The organism is Paenibacillus albidus (genome assembly GCF_014644435.1).
Taxonomy (GTDB): domain Bacteria; phylum Bacillota; class Bacilli; order Paenibacillales; family Paenibacillaceae; genus Paenibacillus_AQ; species Paenibacillus_AQ albidus.
Window position 1 is genome coordinate 1 of the sequence record NZ_BMKR01000019.1, and the last position, 13,986, is coordinate 13,986.

The following is a 13,986-nucleotide window of genomic DNA, read 5'->3' on the forward strand; positions in this document are numbered from 1 at the left end:
AGATGGACGTTAATCTCCAATACAAAATCCTTGACAAGTATTAGCTGGTTTTTGTGTTTTATGCATCTCTTGGAGTGGAATATTACGTGATCAAATTCGCATAATAGTTCAGGGCCAGCAGAATGCCCTGGTATTAGTGAAAAATAAACCCAAGGAAGGTGCAACTATGAACAAAGCTGAGGAAAAAAATTCGTGTATGCTGAGAATATTGCCGCTGGAGCTTCAGGCAGAGGCTAACCGTCTTGCTGTGGAAGAGAACCCGGACAATATGCCTGGTGAAGGGGGTAGTGCCTCCAACCGGGAATTAGCTGTGTTGAAAGCAAAAAGATGGAGACCAGGCAGAACGATTAAGGTGTTCTTCATGGACGGAGACCCGGTTGTTCAGTCCAATGTGGAGAAATATGCCCACGAGTGGGAAAAACATGCCAATATCCGTTTCTTTTTTGTTCAAGATCCTAACGCAGAGATCCGAATTTCTTTTAAGTACAATGGCTCATGGTCTTATCTCGGAACGGACTGCTTGGCCATCTCTAAGAATAAGCCGACAATGAACTTTGGCTGGTTCGACAGTTCTACAGAGCAAGAGGAATATTCGCGTACTGTCATTCATGAATTCGGCCATGCGCTGGGCTGCCCTCATGAGCATTCAAGTCCTATGGCAAACATTAAATGGAATAAAAAGGAGGTTTACGATTATTATATGGGATCTCCTAACAATTGGACTAAAGAAGAAATTGATACCAATTTGTTTTTCAAATACACCTTGTCGGAGGCCTTCGCGACCCCATTTGATCCAAAATCCATTATGGTTTACCCCATCCCCAACAACCAAACCATCGACAATTTTGAAGTAAAGAGCAACACCCAATTATCTGAGAACGACAAGCGTTTTATCGGACAAATGTATCCGGGAAGAAGCGAGGCCGAACCTTTGCTTGTACCAGCCGGAGCCGGTGACCGTGCAGCCAATCCCGTTACGAGAGGAGAATGAAGATGATTACAACAACAAGTGACAAAGCGTTCTCATTGGTAGGCAGCCAATATGCAGTTGCTGATGCCAAGCCGTTATCTCCCGATGACTACCGCGATTTGGTCAAACGCCGTGCCATCTCCATTCTGCATATTACCCCCGATGAGCAGGAGTGGGCAGACAATGAAGAACTGAGAAGGGAAACCGAATGGAAGATTATGGAGAAAATCCACAGCGACAGCAATCTGCTGCCGATTGATTTCCTGAGCAAAGGGGTGGAACGTGCCAAGGCGGTATGCCGCATTCTCGCACCATCAGGGCTGGGAACTGGCTTTCTGATCGACCGGGGAATGATCATGACTAATCATCATGTATTGGAGAGTGCGCAAGAGGCTGGCAACAGCTATGCCGAATTCGGATATGAAGAGAATGGAAATACCATCAAGTTAAAGCTTAAGCCGGAAGAATTGTTTATTACCTCACCCTTTGAAGAATTGGATTTTACCATTGTGGCCTGTGAGACAGCTGGTATCGAAGAGATCGTCCCGGTAAAGCTGCTGAGAAGCCCGACGACCATTACCCGTGGAGAGTATGCCAATATTATTCAGCATCCTAGAGGAAGGAAGAAGGAGATTGCCCTTCAGGATAATACGGTAAGCTATGTCTATGAAAAAGTAATTCATTATATCACCGACACGGAGCCGGGTACGTCCGGCGCGGCAGTATTCAACAATCAATGGCAGTTGGTTGCTTTGCATCACGCAGGCTGGTATACCGATAAGGCTGAAACAGAGGCTGTTAACGAAGGTATTCGGATATCAGCCATTGTAGCCAAATTGATTGCGCTTGCCCAGAGCGGAGATGCGGCGGCAGTGCAGTTGACACAGAAGCTGGAGGGAACTTCGCCTTATCTGGGCTTCTATGATGTTGAGGGACTGATTGATGATTCTGGAGATCTTGCCGAAATTGAAATCCCGTCCTTCAAGGGAGACAAGCGATTTGCGGATATTGGATTCTGGAATATTGAGCATTTCAACAGCAGTGTCAAGGAACAGCGGGTGAAAGACATCGCACGTATCGTCTCGGAGATGTCCATGGATGCGCTGGGACTGGTTGAGGTGGAGAGAGGGGCACTGGACCAGCTGGTTAAAGAGCTAAAAGTTAGGGGAGCCTCAATGGATTATGTGTATCTGGATGCCGGGAGCAGACAGGATTTGGCGGTCATGTACGATACCACTACGACCAAGGTGGAGCTAAGGAACGACATCAATCGCAAGTACAGCCGGTTGCTGGCTTCGACGGTGAATGGTAAGCCGGCTTTTCCGGACAATCGGGAACCGCTGTTTGCTTTGTGTACTGTGAATGAAGAAGGACAGGACATCCAATTTCTGATGATCGTCGTTCACTTGAAAGCTATGCGGGATGCGCTCAGCACGTCCAGACGAACCGTTGCCGCCGAGACTTTGGCTGTTATTATCGAGGATTTGAAGCAAACGGATGAGTTCCGGGAGCTGCCAATTATACTGGGGGGAGATCTTAATGATGATGCGGGCAGTGCCTCGCTCCGCCCGATTATGAATTCACCTGCGGTGATTACTTTGACCCTGGACGATGCCCAGGCCGGTTATCTCTCTTATATCGGCAATCATCAGTCTTTAATTGATCATATCATTGTTACCAAAGACACTAAAACAGGAGTGATTACTAACGGGCGTCAGAAGGATGATGCCGGCATTGTCCGTTATGATAAGTCCATGGCCGATTATTTGAAAAATATATCGGATCATGTTCCCTTGGTACTGCGGATCGTCTATAAGGACAGCCCTGCGGAAATTGGGACGTTGACGCATGCTCCGGGTCCAAATGTCATTTGGGCTGAAGAGAGCACATTGGAAAAGGCATTGCTGAAGCTCAACCTGAGCCGCATCCACCTGGAAGAAGAACGGCAATATTATGATGCCGATAAGGACAGGTTCGATATGGTGAACTACTATCGCAGTATCAACTTGCAGGGAGGAGGTAGCCAACTGTTTCAACAGCTTCATCGTTTATTGCTGGATACGCATACGAGTATCTTCTCATATGCTTCAAGTAGGGCGCAATTGTATTCAGGGGTTGATCTGCGCGAGAACGGTAATCTTCATAGCCTCTACTCGGGCAAAACGCTGGATGCCGAACAGTTGATTCAGGAGGATTTCCGTACCGAGCAGTTGAGACAAGAGTTTATGGCAAGTCTGGCGCTTCATGGGCAAGCAAATGAAGAAGGGTTCCAGGAGATGCTGGAGGAGAAGTTTGTCTATAATGTGGAACATGTCGTTCCCCAATCCTGGTTTCAGAAAGCGTCTCCCATGAAAGGCGATCTGCACCATTTGTATATTTGCGAAAAAGAGTGCAACAGCTACAGAAGCAATATCCCTTATTATGATTTTGCCGATTACAATCCTGAGGCCTACCGTGAAACCATCCGCAATGAATGCGGCAAGCGGGGCGGAACCATCCGTTTCGAGCCGGAGAGCGGCAAAGGTGAGGCCGCCAGAGCGGTGCTGTACTTCCTGCTGCGTTACCCGGGCAAAATTCAGAAGCAAGGTCGTGTTGATATCAATCTGCTGCTCGATTGGCATAAGAACCATCCTGTCACTCTGCATGAGAAGCACCGGAACCAGGCTATTTACGCACTGCAGGGAAACCGGAATCCGCTCATTGATCTGCCGGAAATCGTCAGCCAAATTGATTTCGGAGGCTGAGCTGTCAGCCAATAATTGCACTATAGAATGACTTGGAGTATATAAAAAGACGCCTCTAAAACCAATGCATAAGTGGGGCTGGAAGCGTCTTTTTCACATGCGTCCCACTGCAACAATTACGGCTAACACGAAGAAAACGATGTTCACGCCAATTTGTTTATATTCTTTACGCATCATATGGAATGCGGCTCCGAACAGAACAATTACGGCAAGCCCGATTGCGGCGATCGGCGTTAAGACAGGTGCTATATTCGCCATTTGAGGCACAATGATCCCAAGTACGCCAACCAACTCCGCTATCCCAATAAAGGCAACCAACCCTCTCGATACTTCGCCTGCCCAAGGCCAGGACACTTTTGCTTTTTCATACTGAAACGCCTTCATCCAACCGGAGTAAATAAATCCTAACCCTAAAATCCCTTGTACAATCCATAATGCGATATTCATGATTTCTTAGCTCCTCCTTGTGCATCTTTAACACCTATATAGAATGAACTGAAAAATGCAATAACAAGGGTGAGAGTGACGGAGGGGAATTTTGGAACTGTAGGAGCGATAGCGTCCGCCTTTGTCCCCAGATTTCCACTGCGAATAGTGGTATAATCAAGAAATCTGGGGACAACAGCGGCCGGAAGTCCAAACATTCACCGCAGTTACGACCACAACCTATATTGGAAATATCTCAAGTTTATTCTATATAGGCCTATAATATTTTATGGGATCACTAATGGGAAGTAGGTACTTGAAATAAACATAGTATACAAAAAGAAACCTTATATAGATTGACCTCAAAATATAAGAATAAGGGAATCGAGACGGAGGGGAATTTTGGAACTGAAGGAGCGGTAGCGACCGCCCGAAAGCTTTCCGCAGGAAAGCTCGCATCGTAAGCATAAACTGTCTGCAGATTTCAACCGTGTAGAGCGGTATAAATAAAGAAATCTGCAGACGGGCAGCGGCCGGAAGTCCAAACATTCACCGTAGTCACGATCCAATCCCAAATAGAAAATTATAAGTTCAATCTATATAGGAAGATAAAGGATCGGAGGGCTTATCATGACTACTTACTGTAAATTTGAAACGGCGTTGGACATCCTTGTTGGGAAATGGAAGCCTGTAATCCTGCTTCGTCTTTTTTCAAATGGCACGATGAGATTTAGCGAACTTCAAAAAACGATCCCTGACATCACCAAAAAAATGCTCACCCAACAATTAAGGGAGTTAGAGTATCACGATATCATCCACCGCGAGGTCTATCAGCAAATTCCGCCCAAAGTCGAATATTCCATTACAGCATACGGTCAACGAATGACCCCTTTATTGCAGGCCATGAATGACTGGGGAGTGGATCATATCGCGCATTTGAACGAACTGTATGGGGAAGATCAGCCAGGGTCGTGATCTAATCTTCATGAGACCTGATCTGAAACTATGTCTGTTTCCGTATGATCATTCACCACATGGACACTTTTCGATATACTGCCTGACGATGCCAATGATCGGGGTCTTACACCAGTTTCGCGGACAGATCGTTTGATGTATGGTTTTGTTCAATTGCATTTCAAGCTCTGACGGACGGACGGGCTTGAGGAGATGTCAACAGTTCCCCTGTTGCACGAACTCAACAGGGCTGCATTTTAATTAGATTCAAATGATGTTCCGTATGACCGGCAATAATATAAAGTAGTGTACGAGCTGTCACATCTTTATTGACCACCATGCCAGCCCGTAACCAAGCACTCTCTTTAATCGTGGTCAGGAGGGATAACGTCGCTTGTCTGACAGCTTGGAAATCTGTAATCAACTCCGCTAGCGTACAATCTCCGAAAGAGCGGTTGTTAACAAACATATCCTGATCGTAGCCCGGAAGGTTCGTTGTATCTCCACGCGCAACACTAAGCATCCAATAGCTCATTACACGCTCCGAATCGGTTATATGACCGAGCACTTCCTTAGAGTTCCACTTCCCGGGAGCATAACGCAGTTTTCCTTGCTCTTCACTAAGCTCAGTGAATAAGGCATTTATCTGATTACGTTGTTGTTGAAGAAATTGAATGATATCACCGTAAGGGATACAGTTGATGTAAATGGAGAAATAGGGGTCATACTCATTGGGTTCTGGCCGCTGCAGCATATCGTTCACTCTCTCCTTCCCTAATTCCTAAAGTTAGTATGCATCTCTGTATTGTTTTGGAATATTATTTAGCTCATTTAGAAGTGTGATGGCTGCATGCGTAGCCCAATAGGGATCACGCAGCATACCCCTGCCAATGGCAACGAAATCTGCTTCTTGGCGGCTGATGACGGATTCAGTCAGATTGGGATCTTCAAGCATACCTACTGCAATAACAGGCAAGTTCACCGCCTCACGAATTTGATATGCAAAAGGAACTTGATATCCGGGATAATTCCCCGGCTTTCTTTTACCAGCAGGCCCTTCTCCTCCTGTACTCACATGAAAAGCATCTACACCTGCAGCTTGGTAGGCTTTAGATAATTCGATGGCGTGTTGAATATCGTAGCCACCATCGACATACTCCACTGCCGAGATGCGGAAGATGAGAGGCATATCCGCAGGCATTTCTTTTTTGACTGCTTGAATGACTTCTACGCCAAAGCGGGCAAGGTCTTGGCCGTATACATCATCTCGTTTATTGGTTAGTGGTGATTGGAACTGATGAATCAAATAGCCGTGAGCTCCATGAAGTTCGATCGTATCTACACCGGCTTTTACAGCACGGCGGGCTGCATCGGCAAATTTTCGGACGACGTCTTGAACCTCTACGGTTGTAAGTGCACGCGGCATTTTGTAGAGTGCTCCTGGAAACTTTATCGCAGATGGAGCAATGGGTAGGGGGACATCTTCGGATTTTCGTCCCGCATGAGCAATCTGAATCCCGATTTTGCCGTTATGAGCGTGTACGCCGTCGATAATTTTCGCGAATGCCGGAATATGCTCATCTGACCACAGACCTAGGTCGAAATCAGTGATTCGGCCATTGGGATCTATATCAGTCATTTCCATAATAATGAGACCTGTACCCCCAATAGCACGGCTAAGATAGTGAACGTAGTGCCATTCGTTTGGTTTCCCGTCTTTGGCTGTTACTGAATATTGACACATTGGCGCCATAACGATGCGATTATTTAAGTGCAAACCTTTTAGATCATACGAAGAAAACAGTTTATGACTCATAGCAATTACCTCCAAAGATATTTACTTGCATAAGTATATGCCCCGTGTTAGCATGAATCAAATTGATAATTTTAATGATTAATATGAGGGGTTGCTCATGAGCTTAGCGAGATTTGAAATCTTTACTAAAGTAGTTGAATTAGGCAGCTTCACAAAAGCAGCGGAAAGGCTTAATATGACTCAATCTGCCGTAAGCCATGCTGTAGCTGGGTTAGAATCAGAATGGGGAATTACTCTCTTAATTCGCGATCGTAAAAAAGGGTTTATGCTTACAGAAATGGGTCAAAAAATGCTAATTCATATACGGGAAATATTAAACCAGATGGAAAAGATCAGACAAGAAGTAGCTTTTGCCACAAATCTTGAAGCTGGTACCATACGAATCGGAAGTTTCGCAAGCGCAACTTCCTGCATATTACCAAAAATAATTTCTAAGTTTCATAAGAAACATCCGAACATTGATTTTACTTTTTTTGAAGGGACCTATGGAGAAATCATGGAGTGGTTTGAGACGGGGGTCATTGATATCGGCATTGTTGTTCAACAATATATGAATACGAATCTGAATGTATTGCCATTAATCAAAGATAAAATGGTTGTTGCTTTTCCCGAAGGACATCGGTTCGAAAAATATAATACAATTGACATACAAGAGTTGCAAGACGAACCGTTTATTATGCCCAAAGGAGTTTATCGCACTCATGTTGATGAGATTTTTTCTCAAGCCAAGATAAAACCGTTTATTCGCTTTGAAGTTCAGGACTGTTCCACGATTACAAGTATGGTACAAGAAGGGCTTGGCATTACAATCGGACCTGAGTTGTTTCTCAAAGACCAGCAGAATATAAGAATTGGTAACCTTAAGCAATTGAATTGGCGTAGTGTGGCATTAGCTTTTCCATCGAGTCCTTCTCCAGCGGTTCAAGCGTTTCTTACAGTGGCGAAGGACATATTTACAACTGAAAATGGATTACATCCAAAACTAAGTAGCTAAGATATTAGACTGACCCCAATAAAAGAAACAGCGGCAGCCATGGACGGAATATAGTCCATGACTGCCGCTGTTTACATTCACTGCTGCAAGATATCCTTACTTCTCATCTAAAGCTAACTTAAGGTTTTTGTTCATTTTATCGGCTGCGGTAATGTCATCTTTGCCCAGGAACAGAGTACACAAGACAAAGGATACTACTATAGCCATTACCATTCCCGAGTCGCGTACACAAAGTAAGGCCCGATATACGCAGGGATGCTGAATATGCTTGATAGAACATATCCGTACAGTCTGACACCAAAGAAACTGATAAATGCTGAAGCGACTGAACTAGCGATAGTGGCTGCCAGAAACGCTTTTTTGTATTTGGCAAGGACACCAAACAGAGCGGGCTCAGTAATTCCCAACAGACCGGAAATTGCGGCTGAAACAATAATTGACCTTTCCTTCCGGGTATTAACCTTGTAGTATACTGCGAAAGTAGCACCCACAATAGAGAAGTTAGCCATGCACATCATTGGCATCAGCATGTCATATCCTTGGGTAGCGAAGTTTTGCAGAGCGATCGGTGTCATCGCATGGTGCATGCCGGTCAAGACTGCAAGCGGACGGATGGCACCAACAATAATACCTGCAAGAATAGGAGAGATCCCAAACAATCCTTGAACAATCCAAGCCAGTCCATTACCCAAGTGTATACCGATTGGACCGATCACTGAAAGGGCAAGAAAACCTGAAATAAACAGCGTCAATGTAGGGGTTACTACGGTTTTTAGCACTTCCGGAATGAACTTGTTCACTATTCTGTGAATATGGCTCATGGCCCATACCGCAAAGATAATTGGAATTACTGTTCCCGTATAGTTAAAGACAGGGATAGGAATAAGATCCAGGAAATGAAATGCCGATGTTTCCCCGGCTTTGGCGGCATCAATCATCGTTGGAAACATAATCGTAGCAGCAATAGCGATCGCCAGATACTCATTCGTTTTGAATATTTTAGCTGCAGAAGCGGCCAGGAAGAAGGGTAAGAAGGTGAACACGCCGCTTGCCATCATATTGATGATTTGAATGGTCTGGCTCTGATCAGAAATGATATGAAGGGCGGTCAAACCGGCAATCAGTCCTTTGATTAGACCCGCCCCGGCAATAGCCGGAACAATAGGGCCAAAAACCCCGGACACAATATTCATAAATACGGTAACAAAATCTCTTTTTTTCTCCTCGGCTCCATCCGATGCAGGATTGGTATCGGAAATCTTTAATTCACGAGCCAGGACGTTATAGTACTCATTGACTTTGGGACCGAGAATAATCTGAAATTGATCATTGCTGAATTGGGCTCCCAAAACAGGGTCCAATTCTTTTATTTTCTCCATGTCCACTTTGCTTTTGTCTTTTAGATCAAATCTGAGCCGGGTCATACAATGCCACGCATTATCAATGTTGTTCTCCCCGCCGACCCCGGCAATAATGTCTTGTACGATTATTTCTTTACTCATACGAAATTCTCCTATCCTAAGTAATGATTGTTGGTTACGTTTACAAGCTGAATAGTATCACAAAGCAACTTTGAATAAAAGCAGTCCAAAATTGACCGAGACCCTCAATAAATCCTTGATTTAAAAGGGTTTTTCAAATAAAACTCATGAAATTGGACTGGTAATTATTATGTATGGGTGTGTTTTGCCGACCAAATTGATTCTCCGAATTAAACATGTTTAAATGGGTTTAGAATTTACAGAAAAGAGGAATAATATGATCCCTTCCATCATTACAGACGTGGAGTGTTTTGTACTTAAACCAGATCGGCATAATTTGGTCGTCGTCAAGGTAACAACAAATAGAAATATAACCGGATATGGTTGCGCGACCTTTCAACAACGCCCCAAAGCGGTTCAAGTCATAGTTGAGGAGTACCTCAGACCCGTACTGGTGGGAAAAGACGCGAACCATATTGAGGATTTATGGCATATGATGATGGTCAATTCCTATTGGCGAAATGGGCCGGTGATCAATAATGCGATTTCAGGGGTGGATATGGCCTTGTGGGATATTAAAGGGCAAATTGCCGGTATGCCTTTGTACCAGTTGTTTGGGGGGAAATCAAGGGACGCTATTCCCGCATATACTCATGCGGTCGCAGACACGATCGAGGGATTATATCAAGAGGTAGACTCTATTCTGGAACAAGGATATAAACATATCCGTTGCCAGCTTGGTTTTTATGGCGGGAATCCTTCAAATCTCCACTCCCCGGAACAATCCACTGAAGGGTCTTATTACGATCAAGACGAGTATATGGAGACAACCATAAAGATGTTTTCTATGTTAAGAGAGAAATATGGCAACCAGTTTCACATTCTGCATGATGTGCATGAACGGCTTTTTCCTAATCAGGCTGTGCAATTCGCCAAAGAAGTCGAGCCTTACAAGCCTTATTTTATAGAGGACCTTTTGCCGCCCGATCAGAATGAATGGTTAAGTCAAATTCGCTCCCAAACGTCAACGGCCCTCGCCACCGGTGAATTATTTAATAACCCGCTGGAATGGAAGAGTCTTATTGTTAACAGACAAGTTGATTTTATTCGCTGCCATGTTTCTCAAATCGGGGGAATCACGCCTGCGCTAAAACTTGGAGCTTTATGTGAATCTTTCGGGGTCCGAATCGCTTGGCATACTCCATCGGATATAACGCCTATCGGCATTGCTGTCAATACACATCTCAACATACACCTGCACAGTGCCGCTATTCAAGAGAATATCCCGATTCAAGAGAATACCCGAAGTGTCTTTTCTCCAATTGTGGATGCCAGAAACGGTTATATCTATCCTATTGATCTTCCGGGAATTGGGGTAACATTCGATGAAGAAGCGGCTGGCCGATACCCTATTGCTTACAGGATGCATGAATGGACGCAAGCGAGAATACCGGACGGAACACTAATTACCCCTTAACAGGTTAAGAACGATTCAATGAATCCTTCTTTTATGATGTTCATTATTAAAAGCCGTCAAGTAAGTACATCTGTAGTCGATGGCTATGATCTCGCTTGTCTCAAAAATGGTTCCATCATTTAGAATGCCACGGCTTGAGATTTTCATTGCGGGGCTTTTCCTTTTTTGCTGTAAAAGTGTGGCTTGCTGCTGATTAAGCGCAATGGCCTCATAGGTATTCAGATAATGAGAGATGGTATACTTGTGTTTTTTCACATACGACTGTATAGAGTGTTCCGCATCCTGGTAGGTCAGAATTGGAAAAAGGGTTACCGGCAACCTGGACAACTCAATCTGCGTGGTTTGATAATTTACGATTCTTAATCTTTGATATACCCATACTTCATCCTGGCTTGTTACGCCAAAAATTTGTTGGTCTTCTGTACCGGCCGGGACTTTTTGCAGTTCGATTACTTTGGATGTGATACTGGAGTAGGGATTTTCAGTTAAAGAATTATAGATCAACGGGCTTGCTTGGAGATTTTTGTTGATAAAAATGCCCGAACCTTGCACGACTTTAACCATACCCATATTTTTCAGCTTTTTGATCGATTCTTGTATTGTATATCTTGAAACTCTGTATAGTGCCGCGAGCTCTCTTTCTGTTGGAAGTTTCCCATCCCGAAAATGATTTTGGTATATTTTGCTTAACAAATCGTTTATGACAAATTCCTTTTTATTCATTAACGGAACCTCCAAAATGGTAGTCGGGTATACAGTTGATATTGTAACATACCGTTTCGTTTGCTTATTCATTTATTCATTTTAACACTGATTAATTTGTTATTTCAGGAGGGAACATCAAATGTTTGGACGTAAGAAAAAAAACGCAGCACCTTCGTATCTTGACCTTATTTCACCCTTATCCGGGAAAATTATACCTCTGGAAGAAGTTGAAGATGAAGCATTTTCCAGTAAAGCAATGGGTGAAGGCTTTGCCGTTCTTCCCGACCTCGGTAAAGTTACGGCTCCTTTTGACGGCAACATTGCCCACATCATGGAGAAAAGCAAACATGCCATCTTGATCGAGCACACCTCCGGAGCCCAGGTTTTAATTCATGTCGGTATGAATACTGTAGCGCTCAAAGGCGAGGGATTCAAAGCACATGTACGCAGTGGGGACAAGGTGAAGAAAGGGCAGCTTCTGCTTGAATTTGATATGGAAACGATTAGTCGGGCGGGTTATTCCATACTGACTCCCGTCGTTGTTCCAGCGGGGCAAGAGTGTATCCGGAGCGTGGAACCGCTTGAAGGAGAAGCCATCCTGCGAATACACTACCTCAGTGAATAGACACGACTAATCCAGTGTCAAGCAAATCCATAATCAGCGGTTGATTTGGGGCCGGGCAACAAATCGTCAGCGGACCGGCTATGCAAGGAGGCGGACTCAGTTGACCTTATTTGCGGCAATGGAGGGTGTTGTTCATTTATACGGACACAGGAGCTCTTATTTTTGATCTCTAGCCCAAAACGAGGGTCAATGGCTCATGTAGCGGCTCCTGAGTCCGTTTGGCCCCCAAAATGAGCTAATTTCGCGAAATAACGTATCTCTGGTCCTCCTCGCCAAGTGTTTACCTGTGTATCCTACATAAAAATAAGGGCTGTCCCAAGTTGTCGTTACAGCTTTTGGGACTGCCCTATTTTTTAGGCCTTTTCGGCAACTAACTTTTTGAGCTTCAATTCAGGCTCTGGATCGGAGGCTTGCCCTACACGTTTGATAAAGAAGGAGAGCAATAAGCCGATGATGCCAATGGCCACAATGACGAGATAGGAATCATTGATGCCTTGGATGGAAGCTTCCATAACCATATGTTCCTGTGTAGCGCCTTGTGTACCGCTTGCCATCATATCTTGTAAGTGAGCCGTGGTGCGGCTGGTCATTACGGTAACCAGCAGAGAAGTGCCTATGGCGCCGGCCACTTGTCTGATCGTATTGGAGATCGCTGTGCCGTGTGCGTTAAGCTTGTTCGGCAATTGGTTTAGGCCTGCCGTTTGAATAGGCATCAGGAACATTGCCATCCCGACCCGGCGGCCTGTGGACATAAGAACCAGATAGGTATAGCTGGTTGAGTCTGTCAAGTTCATAAAACTCAGCGTTGTGGCGATTGTAATCAGCAGGCCGATAATGGACAGCCATTTCGCCCCGTACCGGTCGAACAGCTTGCCGGTGACCGGCATCAGAACCCCCATCAGCAGCGAGCCGGGAAGCAGCAGCAAGCCGGATTCCATCGCTGTAAAGCCGCGGGCATTCTGCAGGTATAGAGGAAGCAGCATCATATCCGCATACATCACTATTGTAACTGCGATACTGATAATGGTGGTTAAGGAGAACATGTTGTATTTGAAGGCCCGGAGATCAAGAAGCGGATTCCGGGAAACCAGCTGCCGCCAAGTAAACAAGGCCAGGGAAAGGACGCCCGCGCCAATAGACAGAAGTACTTCCACGCTCGACCACCCCGCGCTGCCGGCCCGGCTGAAGCCATACAGTAAAGCTCCGAAGCCGATGGTGGAGAGCGCAACGCTGACCATATCGATCTTGGGAAAGGAGCGTTCCGATACATTTTTCAAATAAATAAATCCGCAGGCGATAACAATAAGAGTGAGCGGAATCATCCCGTAAAACATAGTTTCCCAAGAGTAATGTTCCAAGATATATCCGGCCAGGGTCGGTCCTATCGCAGGTGCGAATATTATGGCGAACCCGACCATACCCATGGCTGCTCCTCTTTTCTCAGGAGGAAAGAGGGTCAAAATGACAGTCATGAGCAGCGGCATAATAATCCCCGCACCGGCTGCCTGAATCATCCGCCCGGTCAACAGGACAGGGAAGCTTGCCGCAACAGCGGACACAATCGTTCCTGCCAAAAATATAAACATAGAGGCTTGAAATAGCTCACGCGTAGTGAACCGCTGCATTAGATAGGCCGTAATCGGAATCAGAACCCCGTTAACCAGCATATAGCCTGTTGTCAGCCACTGGGCCGTTGCAGCCGAGATGCTAAAATCCTTCATTAATTCCGGTACCGCAACACTCATTACCGTCTGATTCAGTGTCGCAAGAAAGGCGCCCAAAATCATGATGAAT

At 45.1% G+C, this 13,986-nt stretch carries 12 protein-coding genes; 6 read left to right on the top strand and 6 right to left on the bottom strand.

Features of this window, described 5'->3' with window-relative positions:
• The first annotated feature begins 166 nt into the window (after positions 1-166).
• Entirely contained in the window at positions 167-991 is an 825-nt protein-coding gene (locus tag IEY53_RS20200) for a M12 family metallopeptidase (RefSeq protein WP_229696255.1), read from the top strand.
• 2 nt (positions 992-993) lie between these two features.
• Positions 994-3,714, top strand: a complete 2,721-nt coding sequence (locus IEY53_RS20205; RefSeq protein ID WP_189028179.1) for an endonuclease — start codon at positions 994-996, stop codon at positions 3,712-3,714.
• A gap of 93 nt (positions 3,715-3,807) precedes the next feature.
• Here the strand turns inward: IEY53_RS20205 and IEY53_RS20210 are convergent, their stop codons facing one another.
• The gene (locus IEY53_RS20210; protein ID WP_189028181.1) at positions 3,808-4,161 is read right to left on the bottom strand and encodes a DoxX family protein; all 354 of its coding nucleotides are present in this window, start codon (positions 4,159-4,161) and stop codon (positions 3,808-3,810) included.
• Positions 4,162-4,770: 609 nt separating this feature from the next.
• Between IEY53_RS20210 and IEY53_RS20215 the strand changes: the two genes are divergently transcribed.
• Positions 4,771-5,115, top strand: coding sequence for a winged helix-turn-helix transcriptional regulator (locus IEY53_RS20215; protein WP_189028183.1), 345 nt, complete (start codon positions 4,771-4,773; stop codon positions 5,113-5,115).
• A gap of 220 nt (positions 5,116-5,335) precedes the next feature.
• Here the strand turns inward: IEY53_RS20215 and IEY53_RS20220 are convergent, their stop codons facing one another.
• Together IEY53_RS20220 and IEY53_RS20225 are read right to left on the bottom strand one after the other, a co-directional pair.
• Positions 5,336-5,848: a DinB family protein gene (locus IEY53_RS20220; protein ID WP_229696261.1), complete on the bottom strand. Its 513-nt coding sequence runs from the start codon at positions 5,846-5,848 to the stop codon at positions 5,336-5,338.
• A gap of 33 nt (positions 5,849-5,881) precedes the next feature.
• Positions 5,882-6,910, bottom strand: a complete 1,029-nt coding sequence (locus IEY53_RS20225) for an NADH:flavin oxidoreductase/NADH oxidase (RefSeq protein WP_189028187.1) — start codon at positions 6,908-6,910, stop codon at positions 5,882-5,884.
• A 97-nt stretch (positions 6,911-7,007) separates the two neighbouring features.
• Between IEY53_RS20225 and IEY53_RS20230 the strand changes: the two genes are divergently transcribed.
• Positions 7,008-7,904 (top strand): LysR family transcriptional regulator, encoded by an 897-nt coding sequence (locus IEY53_RS20230; protein ID WP_189028189.1) that lies wholly within the window; start codon positions 7,008-7,010, stop codon positions 7,902-7,904.
• 206 nt (positions 7,905-8,110) lie between these two features.
• Here IEY53_RS20230 and IEY53_RS20235 read toward each other — a convergent pair whose 3' ends face one another.
• Positions 8,111-9,406 (bottom strand): PTS transporter subunit EIIC, encoded by a 1,296-nt coding sequence (locus tag IEY53_RS20235; RefSeq protein ID WP_229696256.1) that lies wholly within the window; start codon positions 9,404-9,406, stop codon positions 8,111-8,113.
• A gap of 256 nt (positions 9,407-9,662) precedes the next feature.
• Here IEY53_RS20235 and IEY53_RS20240 point away from each other — a divergent pair, with 256 nt between their 5' ends.
• Complete coding sequence (locus IEY53_RS20240; RefSeq protein WP_189028190.1) at positions 9,663-10,862, top strand: enolase C-terminal domain-like protein; 1,200 nt, start codon at positions 9,663-9,665, stop codon at positions 10,860-10,862.
• A 15-nt stretch (positions 10,863-10,877) separates the two neighbouring features.
• On the opposite strand, the gene IEY53_RS20245 is transcribed toward IEY53_RS20240, so the two are convergent.
• Positions 10,878-11,585 (bottom strand): GntR family transcriptional regulator, encoded by a 708-nt coding sequence (locus tag IEY53_RS20245; RefSeq protein WP_189028191.1) that lies wholly within the window; start codon positions 11,583-11,585, stop codon positions 10,878-10,880.
• A 121-nt stretch (positions 11,586-11,706) separates the two neighbouring features.
• On the opposite strand from IEY53_RS20245, the gene IEY53_RS20250 reads away from it, so the two are divergent.
• A complete protein-coding gene (locus IEY53_RS20250; RefSeq protein WP_189028192.1) occupies positions 11,707-12,192 on the top strand; it encodes a PTS sugar transporter subunit IIA in 486 nt (161 codons plus the stop codon).
• Positions 12,193-12,545: 353 nt separating this feature from the next.
• On the opposite strand, the gene IEY53_RS20255 is transcribed toward IEY53_RS20250, so the two are convergent.
• Positions 12,546-13,979, bottom strand: coding sequence for a DHA2 family efflux MFS transporter permease subunit (locus tag IEY53_RS20255; RefSeq protein ID WP_189028350.1), 1,434 nt, complete (start codon positions 13,977-13,979; stop codon positions 12,546-12,548).
• Between the last annotated feature and the right edge of the window lie 7 nt (positions 13,980-13,986).